Genomic DNA, 14,093 nt, shown 5'->3' with positions numbered 1-14,093 from the left:
CTGTGAGCAACGGCCCGCGGCTTGCTTGCCGGCATTCCGCAGACTGCTCGAGAATGAACGTGCTGCCTTACATTCCGGCCGCCAACGTCAGGCAGCTGTTCATTAATTTGAACGAGATCGTCAGAAAGCTTGGCCGCGACCTGCGTATTCGCTTCATATCGCTTCGAATGGTGGCTGTATTTGCAGCAGTCGCAATCACCCTTATAGGTGGTGTTGGCCGCGATTCGACAATCTACGTAGCAACTGCGGCAATCTACTTAATCGTCGTCACGTTCTTGACGGGAATGTTTCTGGCTTCCCGCTTGACGCGGCCGCTCACATACTTCGCGGTGCTGGATGCGATCTTCGTAGCTTGTGTGTTGTACGAGCACATACTCGGCACCCCGATCACCAACGATCATGGCTTGACCACTGCAGGCCTGGTTATCCCGTTTATCCTTCTAAGCCATATCGGGATGAACCTGAGCAGTCGCCTAATCGTCATCTTCTCGGCGATAGTCCTGACGGCCTGGGTGACAATGCTGGGCCTGATGGCCTTCCGCCACGAGATTGGCGAGCCCGGGACGTTCCTCGACGCGTTCTTCGACCTTGATCTCGGTCTGGCATTGAGCTTCGGGTTTGCCGCGATCTCGACCTGCCTTCTGGCGATGGATCACAGCCGAACCCGCAGAAGGGTGCTGAAGATTGATCGGTGGCGGCATAATTTGGCGCGTTTTTTCTCTCCTCTCGTGGTCGCGCACCTGCAGGAGGCGGGTAACGCACTTGATTTGAAGCGGCGTCCCGCCGCGATCATGTTTGTCGATCTGCGGGACTTTACCAGCTACGCCGAGACGGCCCCCGCTTCGCAACTGGCCGGTGTGCTGGCGGAGTATCGGCGATTGGTCGCAGGTACAATATTTGCGTTTGGCGGAACGGTCGACAAATTCATCGGCGATGGTGTCATGGCGGTGTTTGGCCAGCCGACCGCTGCAGAGGATGACGCCGAGCGAGCTCTGGATTGCGCGATGGAACTGATTGCGCTCTTGAACGAATGGAAGCCGCTTAGCGACTCTGATGGGTCGGTCTTTCACGTAGGCATAGGCCTTCACTACGGGACCATCATCGGCGGGGTGCTCGAGAGCGGTTACCACGACGAATTCACTGTCATCGGCGACGCCGTCAACGTCGCGCAGCGACTGGAATCGCTGACCAAGGATCTCGGCGCTTCACTCGTCGTCTCTTCGGCGCTGTTGACCCAGACGCAAAAAGGCACACTGACAGGGCCCTGGATATGGAAGAACGCGGTTGCGCTGAGCGGCCGCCGATTCCCGATAGACCTCGCCTTTCTTCCTCGTGAAAGTATCTTGCCGCAACCGATGCAGGCGCCGTCCGGACATCCGGAAATCGGCAATGGCGCGGCGAGAAAGGCAGCATCCGTCCGGCAACCCGAGTCGCCAAGTTGACGGCGGGGCTGAACGGAACCGCGCCCCTGGCAGGCCCTGACGCGTCGAAGGTTCAGGACGAGGGTACAGCGCAGAACACTGTCCAGAGATCTTGCTTCCAATCCCTGCGTTGCAGGTCGCGCAGGGCAGCACCTACCGGGTACTTGCGCGTGCCAACGCTGACATAAGCCGGTGCCGCACACCGTATGCGTGCATGGTGGCTTCTGCGATCCACATACTTGATCGCACCACTCGCGTCGGTCTCGACCAGACCGATAGCCACCTCAAAGTCATACTCTTTCTCATGAAAGACAGTATCGTTCATGACGCTGAGCTGGACCGATGTGGCATCCGGAAAACTGGCAGTGTAAAAGATCAATTGCTCCGCCGTCATCGACGGCGTAGCCACCAACACGCCGGCAACAAATGCAATGGCGCGCATTTCCTCCTCCCGAGGACTGAGGAGAAGACTACCATCTCCTGCATCGATATTCGAATCGATTCTCTGTTCCGGCAGCGGGCTGACGCATTGAGGATGTTCGCCTGAGCATCCGACGACCTTTCGGTCGACGCGGCGCCGGCGCTGATTGGCGGAGCGGCTGCGTCTATGGATGCAGAGCCGCCGTGGACCCCTCAAGCTGCTTGCACCATCCGTATCGGGTCAAGCCGCGCGGCTTGTAGAGCGACAGCGCCACAGGCACGAGCAACACCAGCAGGCCGCCGACTGCGTGCGTCCGGATTGAGCGCCTCAGCTCGAGAAGATCGGTACTGGACAACGTCGCCTCTGCCGCGACGTCCGCCACATAGCTGATGCCGTCCATCTGAAGCAGCAGGACGATCGTGACTAGGACATTCAGCAGGAGTTTCGCCAGGACCCAATAGTGCCGGAACAGGCCCCAATTGGTGCCCAGTGACTGGACAAGTCCGGTGACCAATGAGGCGAGGACTAGCGGGACAATGACGTACCAGGCGGTCAGCTCCATCGCGAGGTAGGAGGCGCGCACCATTTGCGAATCCTTGCTGGCAAGGCCGGCGACGGCGAGAGCCAGGAAGCCAGCGACCGCGCCAAGGGAGCCGACCGATGAAGCGACATGCGCGGTGAGCGCGAACTTGCGGAGGCCGGGCGTCATGATCATGGCTGTTGCGTGCCAGGCTCTGTAACGCTGGAGGTCGGCATGTGCCGACCGGGACCGTGAGGCCCGCCGACGCCGGTGAAGAGCACAGCGATGACCAGCAGGACCACGATGATCGCGATGATCCCCGACACTTTCACCCAGCGCGGTGCGCCGGGGTAGGGAGGCGGGTCGGCCATGTGCGTCTCCTCCGTCCTGTGATGTCGACGCTAACGACGGCTGGAGTTTTATCAAGACGTAATGTCTACATCAAGTCATGATGTCTCTTATCTCGACAAAGTTGCCACGTCAGGTATCTTGGGGTGATGCCGAAGCTATGGAACGAAACCATCGATGCGCACCGCCGCGCGGTGCGCGACGCGACGCTGGACACCACCGCGGCGCTGGTGGCCAAGCACGGGCTGCTGTCGGTGACGATGGCGAAGATCGCCGAGGAAACCGGAATAGGCCGTGCGACGCTGTACAAGTACTTCCCGGACGTTGAAGCGATCCTCGTCGCCTGGCATGAACGTCAGGTCGCCGGCCACCTAGAACATCTGATCGCCATCCGGGACCAGGCTGGCACCGCTGGCGAGAAGCTTAGAGCTGTGCTTGAGGCCTACGCGTTCATTTCCCACGAGCACCACGGCACCGAACTCGCGGTGCGGCTGCATCGACGTGAGCACGTTGCCCAGGCGCAGCAGCAGCTCAGCGATTTCGTCCGGGACCTGCTCGCTGAGGGTGCAAAGACCGGCGGCTTCCGGCATGATATCGCGCCCGGCGAGCTTGCAATCTTTTGCCTCCACGCTCTCGCAGCGGCCAGCAGCCTGCCATCCAAAGCAGCGGTCCGCCGGCTCGTTGCGGTCACTCTGGCCGCGTTGCGGCCTCTACGCGCCGGCCGCAGGTGAGCGTTGGGGTCGTCATCACATTGCCTCACGCCACGCGCTCCATGCCGACCATACGCACGAGGAATTGCGTAGGAGTAGCTAATGCAGGATCTGGGCCAGAAATAGCTTGCTGCGCTCGTGATGCGGGCTTGAGAAGAACTCGGCCGGTGTGTTGATCTCGACGATTTCACCCTGGTCCATAAAGACGACACGGTCGGCCACTTGTCGGGCGAAGCCCATCTCGTGGCTAACACACAGCATGGTCATGCCCTCTTCGGCCAGCGAAACCATAGTGTCGAGCACTTCCTTGACCATTTCAGGGTCGAGTGCCGAAGTGGGCTCGTCGAACAGCATGATCTTCGGGCTCATGCAAAGCGAGCGCGCGATAGCCACCCTCTGCTGCTGGCCACCTGAAAGCTGCCCGGGATATTTGTGCGCCTGATCCGGGATCTTCACGCGATCGAGATAGTGCATGGCGATCTGCTCGGCTTCATTGCGCCGCATCTTCCGCACCCAGATCGGCGCCAGCGTCAGGTTTTCCAAAATGGTCAGGTGCGGGAACAGATTGAAGTGCTGGAACACCATGCCGACGTCGCGGCGGATTTCATCGATCTTCTTCAGGTCGCCCGTCAGTTCAATGCCGTCCACGACGATGCGGCCCTGCTGGTGCTCTTCCAGTCCGTTGATGCAGCGGATCATGGTCGATTTGCCTGAACCGGACGGTCCGCAGATCACCAGTTTTTCACCGCGTTGGATGGTGAGATCGATATTTTTCAATGAGTGGAAGGCACCGTACCACTTGTTCACGCCGACCATCTCGACGACGGCGGGAGCGTTTGTCATGGGCAGGGATGGAACGTGCCGGGTGGCAGATACGAAATTCAACATTGCAGCATTCCTAGTGAGCGGCCGGGCCTCGCCGCTCCAGGAAATCGGCGAAGCGGGCGAAGGAGAAGGACAGCGCAAAGAAGATCGCGCCAATGAAGAGAAAGGTCTCGGCGGCCGGCGACGGCCATTCGGGGTCGGCTAGCGCAGCCTTGCCTGAACTGATCAGGTCGAACAGCCCGATGACCAGGACAAGGCTCGTATTCTTGATCATAACGATGATGGTGTTGGCGAGCGCAGGGATCACCACCCGGATGGCTTGGGGCAGGATGACTAGACGTTGTGTGCGCCAAAAGGGCAGACCGAGCGACGCTGCTGCCTCATACTGCCCGTTCGGGATGGCCTGCAGACCGCCGCGGATCACTTCGGCGAGATAGGCAGCCGCGAAGATCGTGAGCGCGACAAGCGCGCGCACGAATTTGTCGGGCAGCAGCGCCTCGGGCAGGAACAGCGGCATCATGATCGACGCCACGAACAGGATGGACAGCAATGGCAGTCCACGCACGGATTCGATCAGCACCACCGCGCCGACCCGGACGGCCGGCAGCGTCGAGCGCCTTGCCAGCGCGAGCAGGATGCCGACCGGAAAGGCGATGCCGATGGCGACGACGGTCAAGATCAGTGTCACCGGCAGGCCGCCCCAGGATGAAGTCGGCACTTCGGCCAGTCCGAAGCCTCCCCCCATCAGCCAGAAGATCAAAGCGAACGCCGGCACCCAGAGCGCCAGCAGTCGTGACGTCCAGCTCGCCGGACGCACCGACCAGCCCAGCAGCGCCAGAATGAGCAGGCAAACAATAGCTGGGCGCCAGCGTTCGTCGAACGGATAGATGCCGAACAGAAGTTGGCCGGATTTGGCATAAATGAAGCTCCAGCAGGCGCCAGTGGCTGCTCGGCAGGCATTCGGGTCGGGGTCGAAGAGCACCGCATCGATCACCAGCCAGCGCAGCATGGGCGGCACGGTGACGAACAGCAGCGCGCCGAACAGCAGCGTGAGCGCGGCGTTGAGCGGTGTGCCGAACAACAGCTTGGCGAGGCGCCGCAGGCCGGTGAGCCGGAAATGGTCCGGCCCTGCCTCGGAGGACATGGGAAGAGACATGGCCATGGTCAGCGCTCCACGATGGCGATGCGGCGGTTGTACCAGTTGGCCGCGCTCGACAGGGTAAGATTGAGGGCGAGATAGGCGCCGAGGATGATGAAGACGCCTTCGATCGAGTGGCTGGACTTGCTGATGATGGTATTCATCACCGCGAGGAAGTCCGGGTAGCCGACGGCGATCGCCAGCGTCGAATTCTTGACGACATTAATGTACTGGCTGTTGAGCGGCGGGACGATCACCCGCAGCATCTGCGGGATGACGACCAGCCGCAGGATCTTGCCACGTGGCAGGCCGAGCGAATGGCCGGCGTCCCACTGGCCACGACCGACCGACAAAACACCGCCGCGTACGATCTCGGCCACGAAACCGGTGGTGTAGATCGTGAGGCCGACGAGGATGGTGCTGAGCTCGGGCGTCAGTTCACTGCCGCCCCGGAAGTTCGAACCCGTGAAGACCGGGAAATCGACGGCGAAGCGAATATCGGCGAGCCACAGTCCCACGACGCCGGCAGCCAGGATCTCCGGCACAACCAAGGGCGGCAGGCGACCACTCCGGGCGAGACCGTAGCTGAGCGCGGCGAGCGTCATGGCGAACAGGATGAGCAGTGCGCCTGTCATACCGATGTCGATGCTGAAGGCCGGCACGACGAGGCCGCGCATGGATGCGTAAACACCGGGAAGCGGGTTCAGCGCTTCGCCGACCGGCGGCAGCACCTTCCACCACAACGAATAGAGGAAAATCAAAAGAACGATCGGCGGTGAGTTACGGGCTATTTCAACCCAGACCCGGCAGGTACCCGCTGCCAGGGGATTGCTGCTCAGTCGGGTGATGCCGACGACGAGGCCAAGGACGGAGGAGAAGAAGATGACAAGAGCGGAGATGAAGACCGTGTTGGCCAGCCCGACAACGATCGCCCAAAAGTAGGGATCGCGCGATTTATAGGTGAGGATGGCCTCGGAAATGATGATCCTCGACGGCATGGTCAGGAAATCGAAGCCAATCGGGATACCGCGCGCCCTTAGATTGGCGAAGGTAGTGGAGACCAGCAGCGCAGCGAGAGCGACGACAGCCGTCACCAACACGCCTTGAATGATGATCGATCTGGTCTTGGCGTCGCTTAACATACCGGCCTCGGTTCATCAGTTGAGGGGATGGGAGCGCGCTCGGCGCGCCCCGGACCAAGGCTCAATCCCATGGGAAGGGATAGTTGAGACCGCCGTCTTTCCACAGCGCATTCATGCCGCGTTCGACCTTGAGCGGGCTGTCTTTGCCCAGGTTCCTGTCCCAGATTTCGGCATAGTTGCCCATCTGCTTGATGACGTTGTAGGCCCATTTGTCGTCCAGCCCGAGCGGCGCGCCAAAGCCGGGCTCTTCGCCAAGCACCCGTTTGATCTCCGAATTGCCCGCAGCGAGCTTTTCATCGACGTTCTGCGTGGTGATGCCGTTGGCTTCGGCCCAGAACAGCGCGTTCATTGTCCAGCGCACCACGTCGAAGAGCTGGTCGTCACCGCGCGCGACAGCCACGCCATTAGGTTCAGCGGCGTGGCCGACCTTGAGGATGTCGTAGTCGTCCGGATTCTTGGCCACCGAGGCACGCTGGCCTGCCGCGGCGGTGCCGTCGGTCACGTAGGAGTCGCAACGACCACCGAAAAAAGCATCACGCGCCTGAATGGTCGAGTCGTAGTAGACCTTCTTCATGGAAATCCCGAATTCCTCCTCGGTTTCCTCGATGGCCTTTTCGGTTAGGGAGCCGCCGCCCTGCAGGCAGACGGTCTTGCCGTCGAGCAGTTTCGGCTCAGTGATGTTGTCGGTCTTGCGCACCAGCACACCGTCCGTGTCGTAGAGGTTGATCCAGACGAAACGGACAACCGTATCCCGGGTAAATGTGATGGTGGATGTGCGCGACAGAATGTCGATCTCGCCCGTCTGCAGTGCCGGGAAACGTTGCCCGGCATTGAGGGGCACATAGCGGATCTTATCCTTGTCGCCGAGGATGGCGACCGCGAACGCGCGGCAGATGTCGGAATCGAAGCCGCGATAATAGCCTTTCTCGTCCGGGCGCGAGAGACCTGGCACGCCTTGGCTGGCGCCGCAGCTCACATAACCGCGCTCCTTGATCTTGTTGACGACGGCCTGCGCCGACACCTCGCCGACGCCGGCGGCCAGACCCACTAGTCCGATCGCGATACCGGTGATCCATTTCAAACTTCTGGTTTTCATCGTTATTCCCCTTGTTTTGTTGAGTTTGGCGTCACTCGGCAGCCTTGGCATCGGCCAAGGCAACTCCGTTCTGCAGGGCTTCGGCAAAAAGGTCGAAGGCTTGGGAAAGATCGGCCAGCAGGTCGTCGGGTGCCTCGAGGCCGATCGACAGGCGCCAGACCGGACCACGCTTCAGCCAATCGGGAGCGGGCCTGTCTCTTCGCGGATCGCTGACTGAGATCAACGAATGCACACCGCCCCAGCTCGCGCCCAGCCTGAACAGGCGCATGCGACCGAGAACTTTGGATTGGAGCGAGGACAGTTCCGGCCGCAGCACGAAGGAGAACAAACCTGCCGAACCGGCGAAGTCGCGTCTCCAGACAGCGTGGCCGGGGTGGTCCGGCAGGCTCGGGTGAAGGAGCTGGGCGATTTCGGTCCGCCCCGACAGCCACTCCATGATGTTGCGGGCTGTGGCGTCGGCGTGTCGCATGCGCACCGGCATGGTCATCAAGCCGCGCTCGCACAGCGCGCAGTCCTCTGGCGAAACACCGTAGCCGAGAAATCGCGCCGTATCCTTGAGGCGCCGGAACAGAACCTCATCACGCACGGCGAGCGAGCCCATTAGCAGATCGCCATGGCCGCCGGCATGTTTGGAAAGCGCCTGCATAGAGATGTCGACGTTGTGGTCGAGTGGCTTGAACAGCAGGTGCGAAGCCCAGGTATTGTCCGCCGCCACCAATGCGCCGGCCTTGTGAGCTGCTGCCACGATGGCCGGCACGTCCTGCACCTCCAAGGTGGTCGAGCCCGGCGATTCCACCCACACCAGCCGTGTCGTGTCGTCAAGCAGCGCAGCTATTCCAGCGTCGAGCCGGGGATCATAGGAAACGGCGCGGATGCCGAGCGGCCCCAGAAAACGGGCCATCATATCGCGCGCCGGACCGTAAAGTGTTTCGGGCATTAGCACCCGGTCGCCGCCGCGGCAGGTGGCCATGGTCGCCAGCACGATGGCTGCCATGCCAGAAGGCACGACAAGCGCGCGCGTCGCGTGCTCCAGCATGGCGATATGATCCTCCAACTGACGGCTGGTCGGCGTGCCGTAGAGCCCATAGCTGAAGCCGTCATACAGACGCGCGACGCGACGTTCGAAGGATTCCAGATCGTCGAAGACGACGGTCGACGCACGCTCAACAGGCATTGCCAGCGACTGGAATGGCTCTTGCGAACGCTTGGGAGGATGGACATGGGAGGTGTCGTCGCGCTGGGTCATAGGCAAACCATAGCCATGTCGCCCATTGCTATCTATGACCGCAACGATAAAGTTCATCCGTTTTTGATATGGCTTATCCATGAACCTGCACGACGTCGATGTCTTTAACGCAATCATGATCACGCGCGGCGCTGGCGCTGCCGCAACGCTGCTCGACACCTCGCAGCCAGCGATCAGCCGCTCGCTCGCGAAGTTGGAGGCCGAACTCGGCTTCAAGTTGTTCGACCGCATCCGCGGCAGGCTGGTACCCACGCGCGAAGGCGAACTTTTCCATGCAGAAGTGAAGGCTAATCTGGTCGGTCTCGACCGGCTGAAGCTGCGCGCGGCCCAGATCAAGGAAGTGGGCACGGGGACGATCCGTGTCGCCAGCCTGTCGGCACTGGGGCACGGGCTAGTGCCACGCGCCATCGTGGCCTTTTCGCGCAAGCATCCGCAGGTGCGCATCAGCTATCAGGTGCGCACCTCCAACGTGGTGCGCGATCTGGTGGCATCAGGCAGTTTCGACATAGGGCTCGCCGCTGACGAAGTGGACACGAGCGGTGTGCTCCACAGCGTCTTCAACACGCCGCGCGCGGTTTGCGTGATGCCGAAGAACCATCGACTGGCGGAGAAAGCGGTGATCACGCCAACCGATCTCGCCGACGAGGCGTTCCTGGCACTGTCACCGGAGGACACGGTGCGGGTTGCGATGGACAAGGTCTTCGCCGCGCATGGCGTGCGCCCGCGCATCCTGATCGAGACCCCCTATGGCTTGACGATCGCCATTCTTGCTGCAAAAGGCATGGGAATCGGTCTGGTTAATCCGTCCGTTATCGCCGACCGCATGATCGCTGGCATTATCGCGACACCATTCGAGCCGGCGGTCCATTTCCGAGCGCTGATCCTGCGACCGCCAGACGGCATCAACTCGACTCTGATTACTGATTTCACGGCGGAACTCTATGCCGCGCGCAATGTGCTGTCGGCCGAAGAGTAGGCAAGGAAGCACGGTCCAGAGGCGAGGCAGGCGCCAATACCTGTCCAGCATGAGATAAGACGGGTTCCTCGAGACCGACAATATTGGCCGATTGGCCCGCGCTTGCGGGACAGGGGCGAACAGACTTCGCGCGCTGCCCGCAAAACCCGATCGCCGAAGTAGCCAATCACATACGCGTCGGCTGCGCTCTCATCCAATATTTGATCCACCAAGCCTAGGAGGCTTGTAGCTTTGTCGTAGTGCCCTTCTATCAACGGCCCATTGCAGCATTCCAGACAGGATCCGCCATCACCGCTCAGGGAACGGGACGAGAGGAGACTTTTGGCAACGGAGGCGATGTAGGTCTGGATTCTGCGAAACCTGACGTTAGCGGTAGCGTCTAGGGAGGTCCGCAGATGGCGCATTGCTGCCATTTGTCGAAACGAGCCTGAACGTCCGCTTCTGGCTGATTGTACACTTCGCGCGAACGTCCGCGATTGGGCGCAAAGCGGACTATTTCGCCGAACCATGATTCCCTTCGCATAAGCCACCGAAATGGATGGCCAGGCTAGCAAGAGATACTTCTCCTAACCTATCAAGCAGCATTCTTTCCGCGCGTTCCATCGCCTCCGAGAGTGCCGCATTGACGGCCTGCTCTACTGCGCAGACCGGATTCGGATTGTCGATCCCGATCACAAATAGGTTCGGACCGCCGACCGCTTTTTGGATGTCGAGAAGAGTGGTCTTTTCGAGATCACAGGCGATGGTCCAGCCGCCGCCTGGCCCCGTGACCGACGTAACATATCCGGCATCGCGGAGGCCCGCCATGGTCCGGCGGACCACGACAGGGTTTGTCTTGAGCATCTCGCCGATTTGCTCGGACGTGAACGGCTTGGCCTGCCGGGCCATGTGAAGCAGGACATGCAGCATTCGTGAAAGACGGCTGTCGTTTCGCATGACTACGCGGCCCGCTGAGCAGCTATATGCTGCTCGAGCAAGTATAGCGTCACGACCGGACCGACATTCGTACCCGCAGCCGACGCGTGGGCGAGATGTGCCAACGGATCACTGGCGTTGCCGATGGCGAATACGCCCGGCCGACTGGTCCTGCCGTGTTTGTCGGTTTTCGCAAGCCCGATCTCGTCGACCTCGCAAAGTGATGCTGCCAAGTCAGATGCCGCCGTCATAGGTGCGGCGATCCATGCGGCATCGCATTCGACTTCTGCTCCGCTCGCCGTTTCAATGGCCACTAGCCTGTCCGCGCGATGGAGCAGCCCGGTCACCGTTCCGGGTACGACCTTGATGCCCAGAAGCCGGAGCCGTTCGCTGTCAGTTTCGTTGAACACGTGATCCGTAACCACTGTCACATCTTGGGACCACATCCAAACCCAGGAGGCCATTTGCGCGAGCCGTTCGGGCAACCCGAATACCACAAAGCGCTTCCCCCGCACTTCGTGCCCATCGAAACAGGGGCAAACGCGAACATCGCGGCCCCATGCTTCCGGAACTCCCGATAATGGCGGAAGGACATCTTTCAATCCCGTGGCCAGCACGACCGTTCTGGCGGTAATTGCCCCGTCCCCGTATTCAATGTCAAACACGCCGTCATCCATGCCAACAGACCGATCGGGCTGTCTGACAGTGCATAGGCCAGGTTTGAGGCTTCGTGGAATGGAGAAGAGAGTAAGCCCCTTCTTCGGCCGCGAACTTCGCCGCTCTGTCGAGGAAAGCTTGCTCCTCGAGGCTGACGGCCGCGTAGTCGTTTCCAAGGGGAGGCCGGAAGCTGCCGGGAATATAGTTGAGGTGCATGCCGACGACGGACTCGGGATATTTGGCACCCAGCCATGAAGATACGCCTGCGCCGATATCGCCGCCTTGGGCGAGGTATCTGGGATAGCCCAGTCGGTGCATGAGCGTATTCCAGATATCTGCGGTACGTCGCGCACCAAACCCCTGTTCCTGCGGAGCCGACGAGAATCCGTAGCCGGGCAACGAAGGAATGACGACATCGAACGCGTCATCCGGATTGCCGCCATGAGCGCCTGGATCGGTCAGAAGCGGGATGGTTGATACGAACTCGAGGAACGAGCCAGGCCAACCATGGGTCAACAGGAGTGGCCTGGAATTGGAACCGACACCCTTCTTGTGAATGAAGTGAATGTCGAGGCCATCGATGTTCGTCGTGAAGTGACGCAGTTCATTCAGCAGCGCCTCCACCGCCCGCCAATCGAAATCGTTGCGCCAAATCCGTGCGAGCTCTTGGACCAGCGGCAAGCTCGTCCCGTCTTCATCATCGGGTTGAAATATCCCTTCGGGCAAACGGGTGTTTCGAAGTCGCTGCGTCAGGTCCTCGATCTGCGCATCAGGGATGTCGATGGTGAACGATTGCATTCTGCGACCTCGGTTGATTGGAGAGGATCAGCGATGGGTACGAACATGATCAATCAACACTCTGAGCTTCAGAGGTTGGCGGTGCCGCTTCGGATAGTACAGGTAAAAGCCATCGAACGGTGGGCAGAAGTCTTCCAGCAACGGCACGAGCTTGCCATTTGTCATGTATGGCTGGAACGTCTCGACCATGCCGAAGGTGATGCCCGCTCCCGCGCAAGCCGTCCGGATCATCAAACCCAGATCGTTGGTCGACAATGCGGGGTCGACCGCGACATCGAAGTCGCGGCCGTTCTCGGTGAATTCCCTGCGGTAAGGAGCGGCATCCGGCCTCGGCCGCCAACCAATGCAGACATGGCCTATTAAGTCCTGTGAATGCAGGGGAGCGGCTCGCGTGGCCAGATATTTTGGCGAAGCGACCGCGCAATGCCGCTGGGCGGACGACACGGGCACCGCCAGCATGTCCTGTTCCAGGACTTCTCCAAGCCGGACCCCGGCATCGAAGCCGGCCTCGACGATATCGAACTCTGCGTCCGTCATCGTGATGTCGAGATGCAGATCGGGATAGGCTTCCATGAAGCTCGCCAGCAGCGGGCCTGATATGAACCGTTCCGCGATCGTCGACACCGCCATCTTCAGTAGGCCAGACGGCCGGGTCTGCACCTCCCGAACGAGCTGGATCGCTTCCTGCACTTGCCTGGCCGAGCCGCTGACCATCTCGGCGGCCGAATGGCGGTATGCTGACCACTCAGCTCTATTTCCCCGATCATCCGCGTAACAGGAGCGATCGCCTGTTCGATCCCCGGCTCGTCCTGCATATGGGGAGCGATCGCGGCCTCCGTATGGGGCGCTTCGACTTCGTCGTATAGGGATGGACCGAACGGCGTCGCGCGGCGCAATGTCGCGCGTTCTTATTTGGCGGATACGGGACGGTAGTCGCATTCTCTGAGGTCGGCGAGAAGACTCGGACCGGTCGGCTGCCAGCCGAGATGCTCACATGTCCATGTGCTGGACGCCGGCATATCGAGCCCGGCGAACATCGCCAGCCAGCCGAAGGGTCCGTCGCCGCCTCCTGCGGCAGCGACACGACCGGCACACCGAGTCCTGCGCCGATAACTTCGGCAATTTCACGCATCGGCACACCTTCCTCGGCAACCGCGTGATAGCGCGCCAGCTTCGTGTTTCTCCAATGCCAGGCGATAGAGGCGGGCCACGTCACTGATGTGCGCTGCCGGCCAGCGGTTAGCGCCAACGCCATCGACGACATCCGCGGGGAACTGCGCGGCCGACCCTATGACCTGGTTGCGGTCGCCGGCGGTTTTCGGCATCTGACGCGGAGGGCCTATGCCGACGCCATCCGCACCGCTGTCGGCGCCAGCGAGCGCACGATAGACCTCTCGCAGTCGGAGGTGCTCGTCCTGATGACGATCGCTTACTTCCAGCCGATCACGCGGGCGGAGCTGTCCTCCTTCCTTGGCAAGGAAATCAGCCGCGACCTGATCGGCAACCTGCGCGGTGCCGGCGTGATCGCCTCCGGGCCGCGCAGCCCGACGCCAGGTGCGCCCTACACCTATGTCACCACCAAGGCGTTCCTGCTGCAGTTCGGGTTCGACACACTGCGCGATCTTCCCGACATCGAAGCGCTCGAGGACGCAGGTCTGCTCTCGAAAGAAAAGCTGCTGGCGGGCGACATCATGCCGGCCTTCTCCAGCGACGCGGAAGAGGATGTTTGCCAGACCAGTGATGAACAGGACGCCGCTGTCGAATTCACACCTGTCGTATAGCGACACAACCCGAGGCAGCTGCTCGGGCGCCTAGCAGGCTGTTGAAAAAGTGGCTCGCAGCGAGGTTGTGAGCGTGATTCAGTGTCTCCGGAGAGATTC

General features: G+C 61.0%; 16 protein-coding genes and 2 pseudogenes. 5 read left to right on the top strand and 13 right to left on the bottom strand.

Annotated elements, in window-relative coordinates; genetic code table 11:
- Positions 1–53: 53 nt before the first annotated feature.
- Positions 54–1,442 (top strand): adenylate/guanylate cyclase domain-containing protein, encoded by a 1,389-nt coding sequence (locus NKG95_RS31225; RefSeq protein ID WP_353043398.1) that lies wholly within the window; start codon positions 54–56, stop codon positions 1,440–1,442.
- 52 nt (positions 1,443–1,494) lie between these two features.
- Here NKG95_RS31225 and NKG95_RS31220 read toward each other — a convergent pair whose 3' ends face one another.
- The 3 genes from NKG95_RS31220 to NKG95_RS31210 all read right to left on the bottom strand — a co-directional run bounded on the left by NKG95_RS31220 (position 1,495) and on the right by NKG95_RS31210 (position 2,733).
- Complete coding sequence (locus NKG95_RS31220; RefSeq protein WP_023721707.1) at positions 1,495–1,863, bottom strand: hypothetical protein; 369 nt, start codon at positions 1,861–1,863, stop codon at positions 1,495–1,497.
- Positions 1,864–2,026: 163 nt separating this feature from the next.
- A complete protein-coding gene (locus NKG95_RS31215; protein WP_353043396.1) occupies positions 2,027–2,557 on the bottom strand; it encodes a hypothetical protein in 531 nt (176 codons plus the stop codon).
- Positions 2,554–2,733, bottom strand: a complete 180-nt coding sequence (locus tag NKG95_RS31210; RefSeq protein ID WP_352483349.1) for a hypothetical protein — start codon at positions 2,731–2,733, stop codon at positions 2,554–2,556. The genes NKG95_RS31215 and NKG95_RS31210 overlap by 4 nt, the downstream gene beginning before the upstream one ends.
- 126 nt (positions 2,734–2,859) lie before the next feature.
- Here NKG95_RS31210 and NKG95_RS31205 point away from each other — a divergent pair, with 126 nt between their 5' ends.
- The gene (locus NKG95_RS31205; RefSeq protein ID WP_023721709.1) at positions 2,860–3,441 is read left to right on the top strand and encodes a TetR/AcrR family transcriptional regulator; all 582 of its coding nucleotides are present in this window, start codon (positions 2,860–2,862) and stop codon (positions 3,439–3,441) included.
- A gap of 78 nt (positions 3,442–3,519) precedes the next feature.
- Here NKG95_RS31205 and NKG95_RS31200 read toward each other — a convergent pair whose 3' ends face one another.
- The 5 genes from NKG95_RS31200 to NKG95_RS31180 all read right to left on the bottom strand — a co-directional run bounded on the left by NKG95_RS31200 (position 3,520) and on the right by NKG95_RS31180 (position 8,867).
- Positions 3,520–4,263, bottom strand: coding sequence for an amino acid ABC transporter ATP-binding protein (locus tag NKG95_RS31200; RefSeq protein ID WP_353043395.1), 744 nt, complete (start codon positions 4,261–4,263; stop codon positions 3,520–3,522).
- A gap of 55 nt (positions 4,264–4,318) precedes the next feature.
- The gene (locus NKG95_RS31195; RefSeq protein ID WP_353043393.1) at positions 4,319–5,407 is read right to left on the bottom strand and encodes an amino acid ABC transporter permease; all 1,089 of its coding nucleotides are present in this window, start codon (positions 5,405–5,407) and stop codon (positions 4,319–4,321) included.
- 2 nt (positions 5,408–5,409) lie between these two features.
- Positions 5,410–6,525, bottom strand: coding sequence for an amino acid ABC transporter permease (locus tag NKG95_RS31190; protein WP_353043392.1), 1,116 nt, complete (start codon positions 6,523–6,525; stop codon positions 5,410–5,412).
- A gap of 61 nt (positions 6,526–6,586) precedes the next feature.
- Entirely contained in the window at positions 6,587–7,621 is a 1,035-nt protein-coding gene (locus NKG95_RS31185) for a transporter substrate-binding domain-containing protein (RefSeq protein ID WP_353043391.1), read from the bottom strand.
- A 31-nt stretch (positions 7,622–7,652) separates the two neighbouring features.
- Complete coding sequence (locus NKG95_RS31180) at positions 7,653–8,867, bottom strand: trans-sulfuration enzyme family protein (protein WP_353043390.1); 1,215 nt, start codon at positions 8,865–8,867, stop codon at positions 7,653–7,655.
- Between the two features lie 79 nt (positions 8,868–8,946).
- Between NKG95_RS31180 and NKG95_RS31175 the strand changes: the two genes are divergently transcribed.
- Positions 8,947–9,843: a LysR family transcriptional regulator gene (locus NKG95_RS31175; protein ID WP_353043388.1), complete on the top strand. Its 897-nt coding sequence runs from the start codon at positions 8,947–8,949 to the stop codon at positions 9,841–9,843.
- A gap of 492 nt (positions 9,844–10,335) precedes the next feature.
- On the opposite strand, the gene NKG95_RS31170 is transcribed toward NKG95_RS31175, so the two are convergent.
- From NKG95_RS31170 to NKG95_RS31155, 4 genes and pseudogenes are all read right to left on the bottom strand, one after another.
- Positions 10,336–10,779, bottom strand: a complete 444-nt coding sequence (locus tag NKG95_RS31170) for an Rrf2 family transcriptional regulator (RefSeq protein WP_353043387.1) — start codon at positions 10,777–10,779, stop codon at positions 10,336–10,338.
- 2 nt (positions 10,780–10,781) lie between these two features.
- On the bottom strand, positions 10,782–11,435 hold the full coding sequence (locus NKG95_RS31165; protein ID WP_353043386.1) for an NAD(P)/FAD-dependent oxidoreductase: 654 nt from the start codon (positions 11,433–11,435) through the stop codon (positions 10,782–10,784).
- Positions 11,428–12,213, bottom strand: coding sequence for an epoxide hydrolase family protein (locus NKG95_RS31160; RefSeq protein WP_353043385.1), 786 nt, complete (start codon positions 12,211–12,213; stop codon positions 11,428–11,430). Before NKG95_RS31160 ends, NKG95_RS31165 begins: the two co-directional genes overlap by 8 nt.
- 27 nt (positions 12,214–12,240) lie before the next feature.
- A pseudogene (locus NKG95_RS31155) lies at positions 12,241–12,918 on the bottom strand (LysR substrate-binding domain-containing protein); the annotation flags it as partial.
- Positions 12,919–12,947: 29 nt separating this feature from the next.
- On the opposite strand from NKG95_RS31155, the gene NKG95_RS31150 reads away from it, so the two are divergent.
- The gene (locus tag NKG95_RS31150) at positions 12,948–13,079 is read left to right on the top strand and encodes a hypothetical protein (protein ID WP_353043384.1); all 132 of its coding nucleotides are present in this window, start codon (positions 12,948–12,950) and stop codon (positions 13,077–13,079) included.
- A gap of 42 nt (positions 13,080–13,121) precedes the next feature.
- Here the strand turns inward: NKG95_RS31150 and NKG95_RS31145 are convergent.
- Positions 13,122–13,466, bottom strand: a pseudogene (locus NKG95_RS31145) (Rossmann-fold NAD(P)-binding domain-containing protein); the annotation flags it as partial.
- On the opposite strand from NKG95_RS31145, the gene scpB reads away from it, so the two are divergent.
- The gene (gene scpB, locus NKG95_RS31140) at positions 13,410–13,994 is read left to right on the top strand and encodes an SMC-Scp complex subunit ScpB (RefSeq protein WP_353043425.1); all 585 of its coding nucleotides are present in this window, start codon (positions 13,410–13,412) and stop codon (positions 13,992–13,994) included. The pseudogene NKG95_RS31145 and the gene scpB sit on opposite strands and share 57 nt — an antisense overlap.
- Positions 13,995–14,093 lie beyond the last annotated feature (99 nt).

Origin of the sequence: Mesorhizobium sp. M1423 (assembly GCF_040317575.1) — a bacterium.
Taxonomy (GTDB): domain Bacteria; phylum Pseudomonadota; class Alphaproteobacteria; order Rhizobiales; family Rhizobiaceae; genus Mesorhizobium.
The sequence above is the reverse complement of the archived record's forward strand: the minus strand, read 5'-3'. Positions and strand labels throughout refer to the sequence as shown.

Bases quoted from the DNA above. Each gene is read 5' to 3' on its own strand.
- NKG95_RS31215 (WP_353043396.1), bottom strand. From the start codon at position 2,557: ATGATCATGACGCCCGGCCTCCGCAAGTTCGCGCTCACCGCGCATGTC.
- NKG95_RS31205 (WP_023721709.1), top strand. From the start codon at position 2,860: ATGCCGAAGCTATGGAACGAAACCATCGATGCGCACCGCCGCGCGGTG.
- NKG95_RS31185 (WP_353043391.1), bottom strand. From the start codon at position 7,621: ATGAAAACCAGAAGTTTGAAATGGATCACCGGTATCGCGATCGGACTA.
- NKG95_RS31200 (WP_353043395.1), bottom strand. From the start codon at position 4,263: ATGACAAACGCTCCCGCCGTCGTCGAGATGGTCGGCGTGAACAAGTGG.
- NKG95_RS31175 (WP_353043388.1), top strand. From the start codon at position 8,947: ATGAACCTGCACGACGTCGATGTCTTTAACGCAATCATGATCACGCGC.
- NKG95_RS31180 (WP_353043390.1), bottom strand. From the start codon at position 8,867: ATGACCCAGCGCGACGACACCTCCCATGTCCATCCTCCCAAGCGTTCG.
- NKG95_RS31165 (WP_353043386.1), bottom strand. From the start codon at position 11,435: ATGGATGACGGCGTGTTTGACATTGAATACGGGGACGGGGCAATTACC.
- NKG95_RS31225 (WP_353043398.1), top strand. From the start codon at position 54: ATGAACGTGCTGCCTTACATTCCGGCCGCCAACGTCAGGCAGCTGTTC.
- NKG95_RS31210 (WP_352483349.1), bottom strand. From the start codon at position 2,733: ATGGCCGACCCGCCTCCCTACCCCGGCGCACCGCGCTGGGTGAAAGTG.
- NKG95_RS31170 (WP_353043387.1), bottom strand. From the start codon at position 10,779: ATGCGAAACGACAGCCGTCTTTCACGAATGCTGCATGTCCTGCTTCAC.
- NKG95_RS31195 (WP_353043393.1), bottom strand. From the start codon at position 5,407: ATGGCCATGTCTCTTCCCATGTCCTCCGAGGCAGGGCCGGACCATTTC.
- NKG95_RS31150 (WP_353043384.1), top strand. From the start codon at position 12,948: ATGCTGACCACTCAGCTCTATTTCCCCGATCATCCGCGTAACAGGAGC.
- NKG95_RS31190 (WP_353043392.1), bottom strand. From the start codon at position 6,525: ATGTTAAGCGACGCCAAGACCAGATCGATCATCATTCAAGGCGTGTTG.
- NKG95_RS31160 (WP_353043385.1), bottom strand. From the start codon at position 12,213: ATGCAATCGTTCACCATCGACATCCCTGATGCGCAGATCGAGGACCTG.
- NKG95_RS31220 (WP_023721707.1), bottom strand. From the start codon at position 1,863: ATGCGCGCCATTGCATTTGTTGCCGGCGTGTTGGTGGCTACGCCGTCG.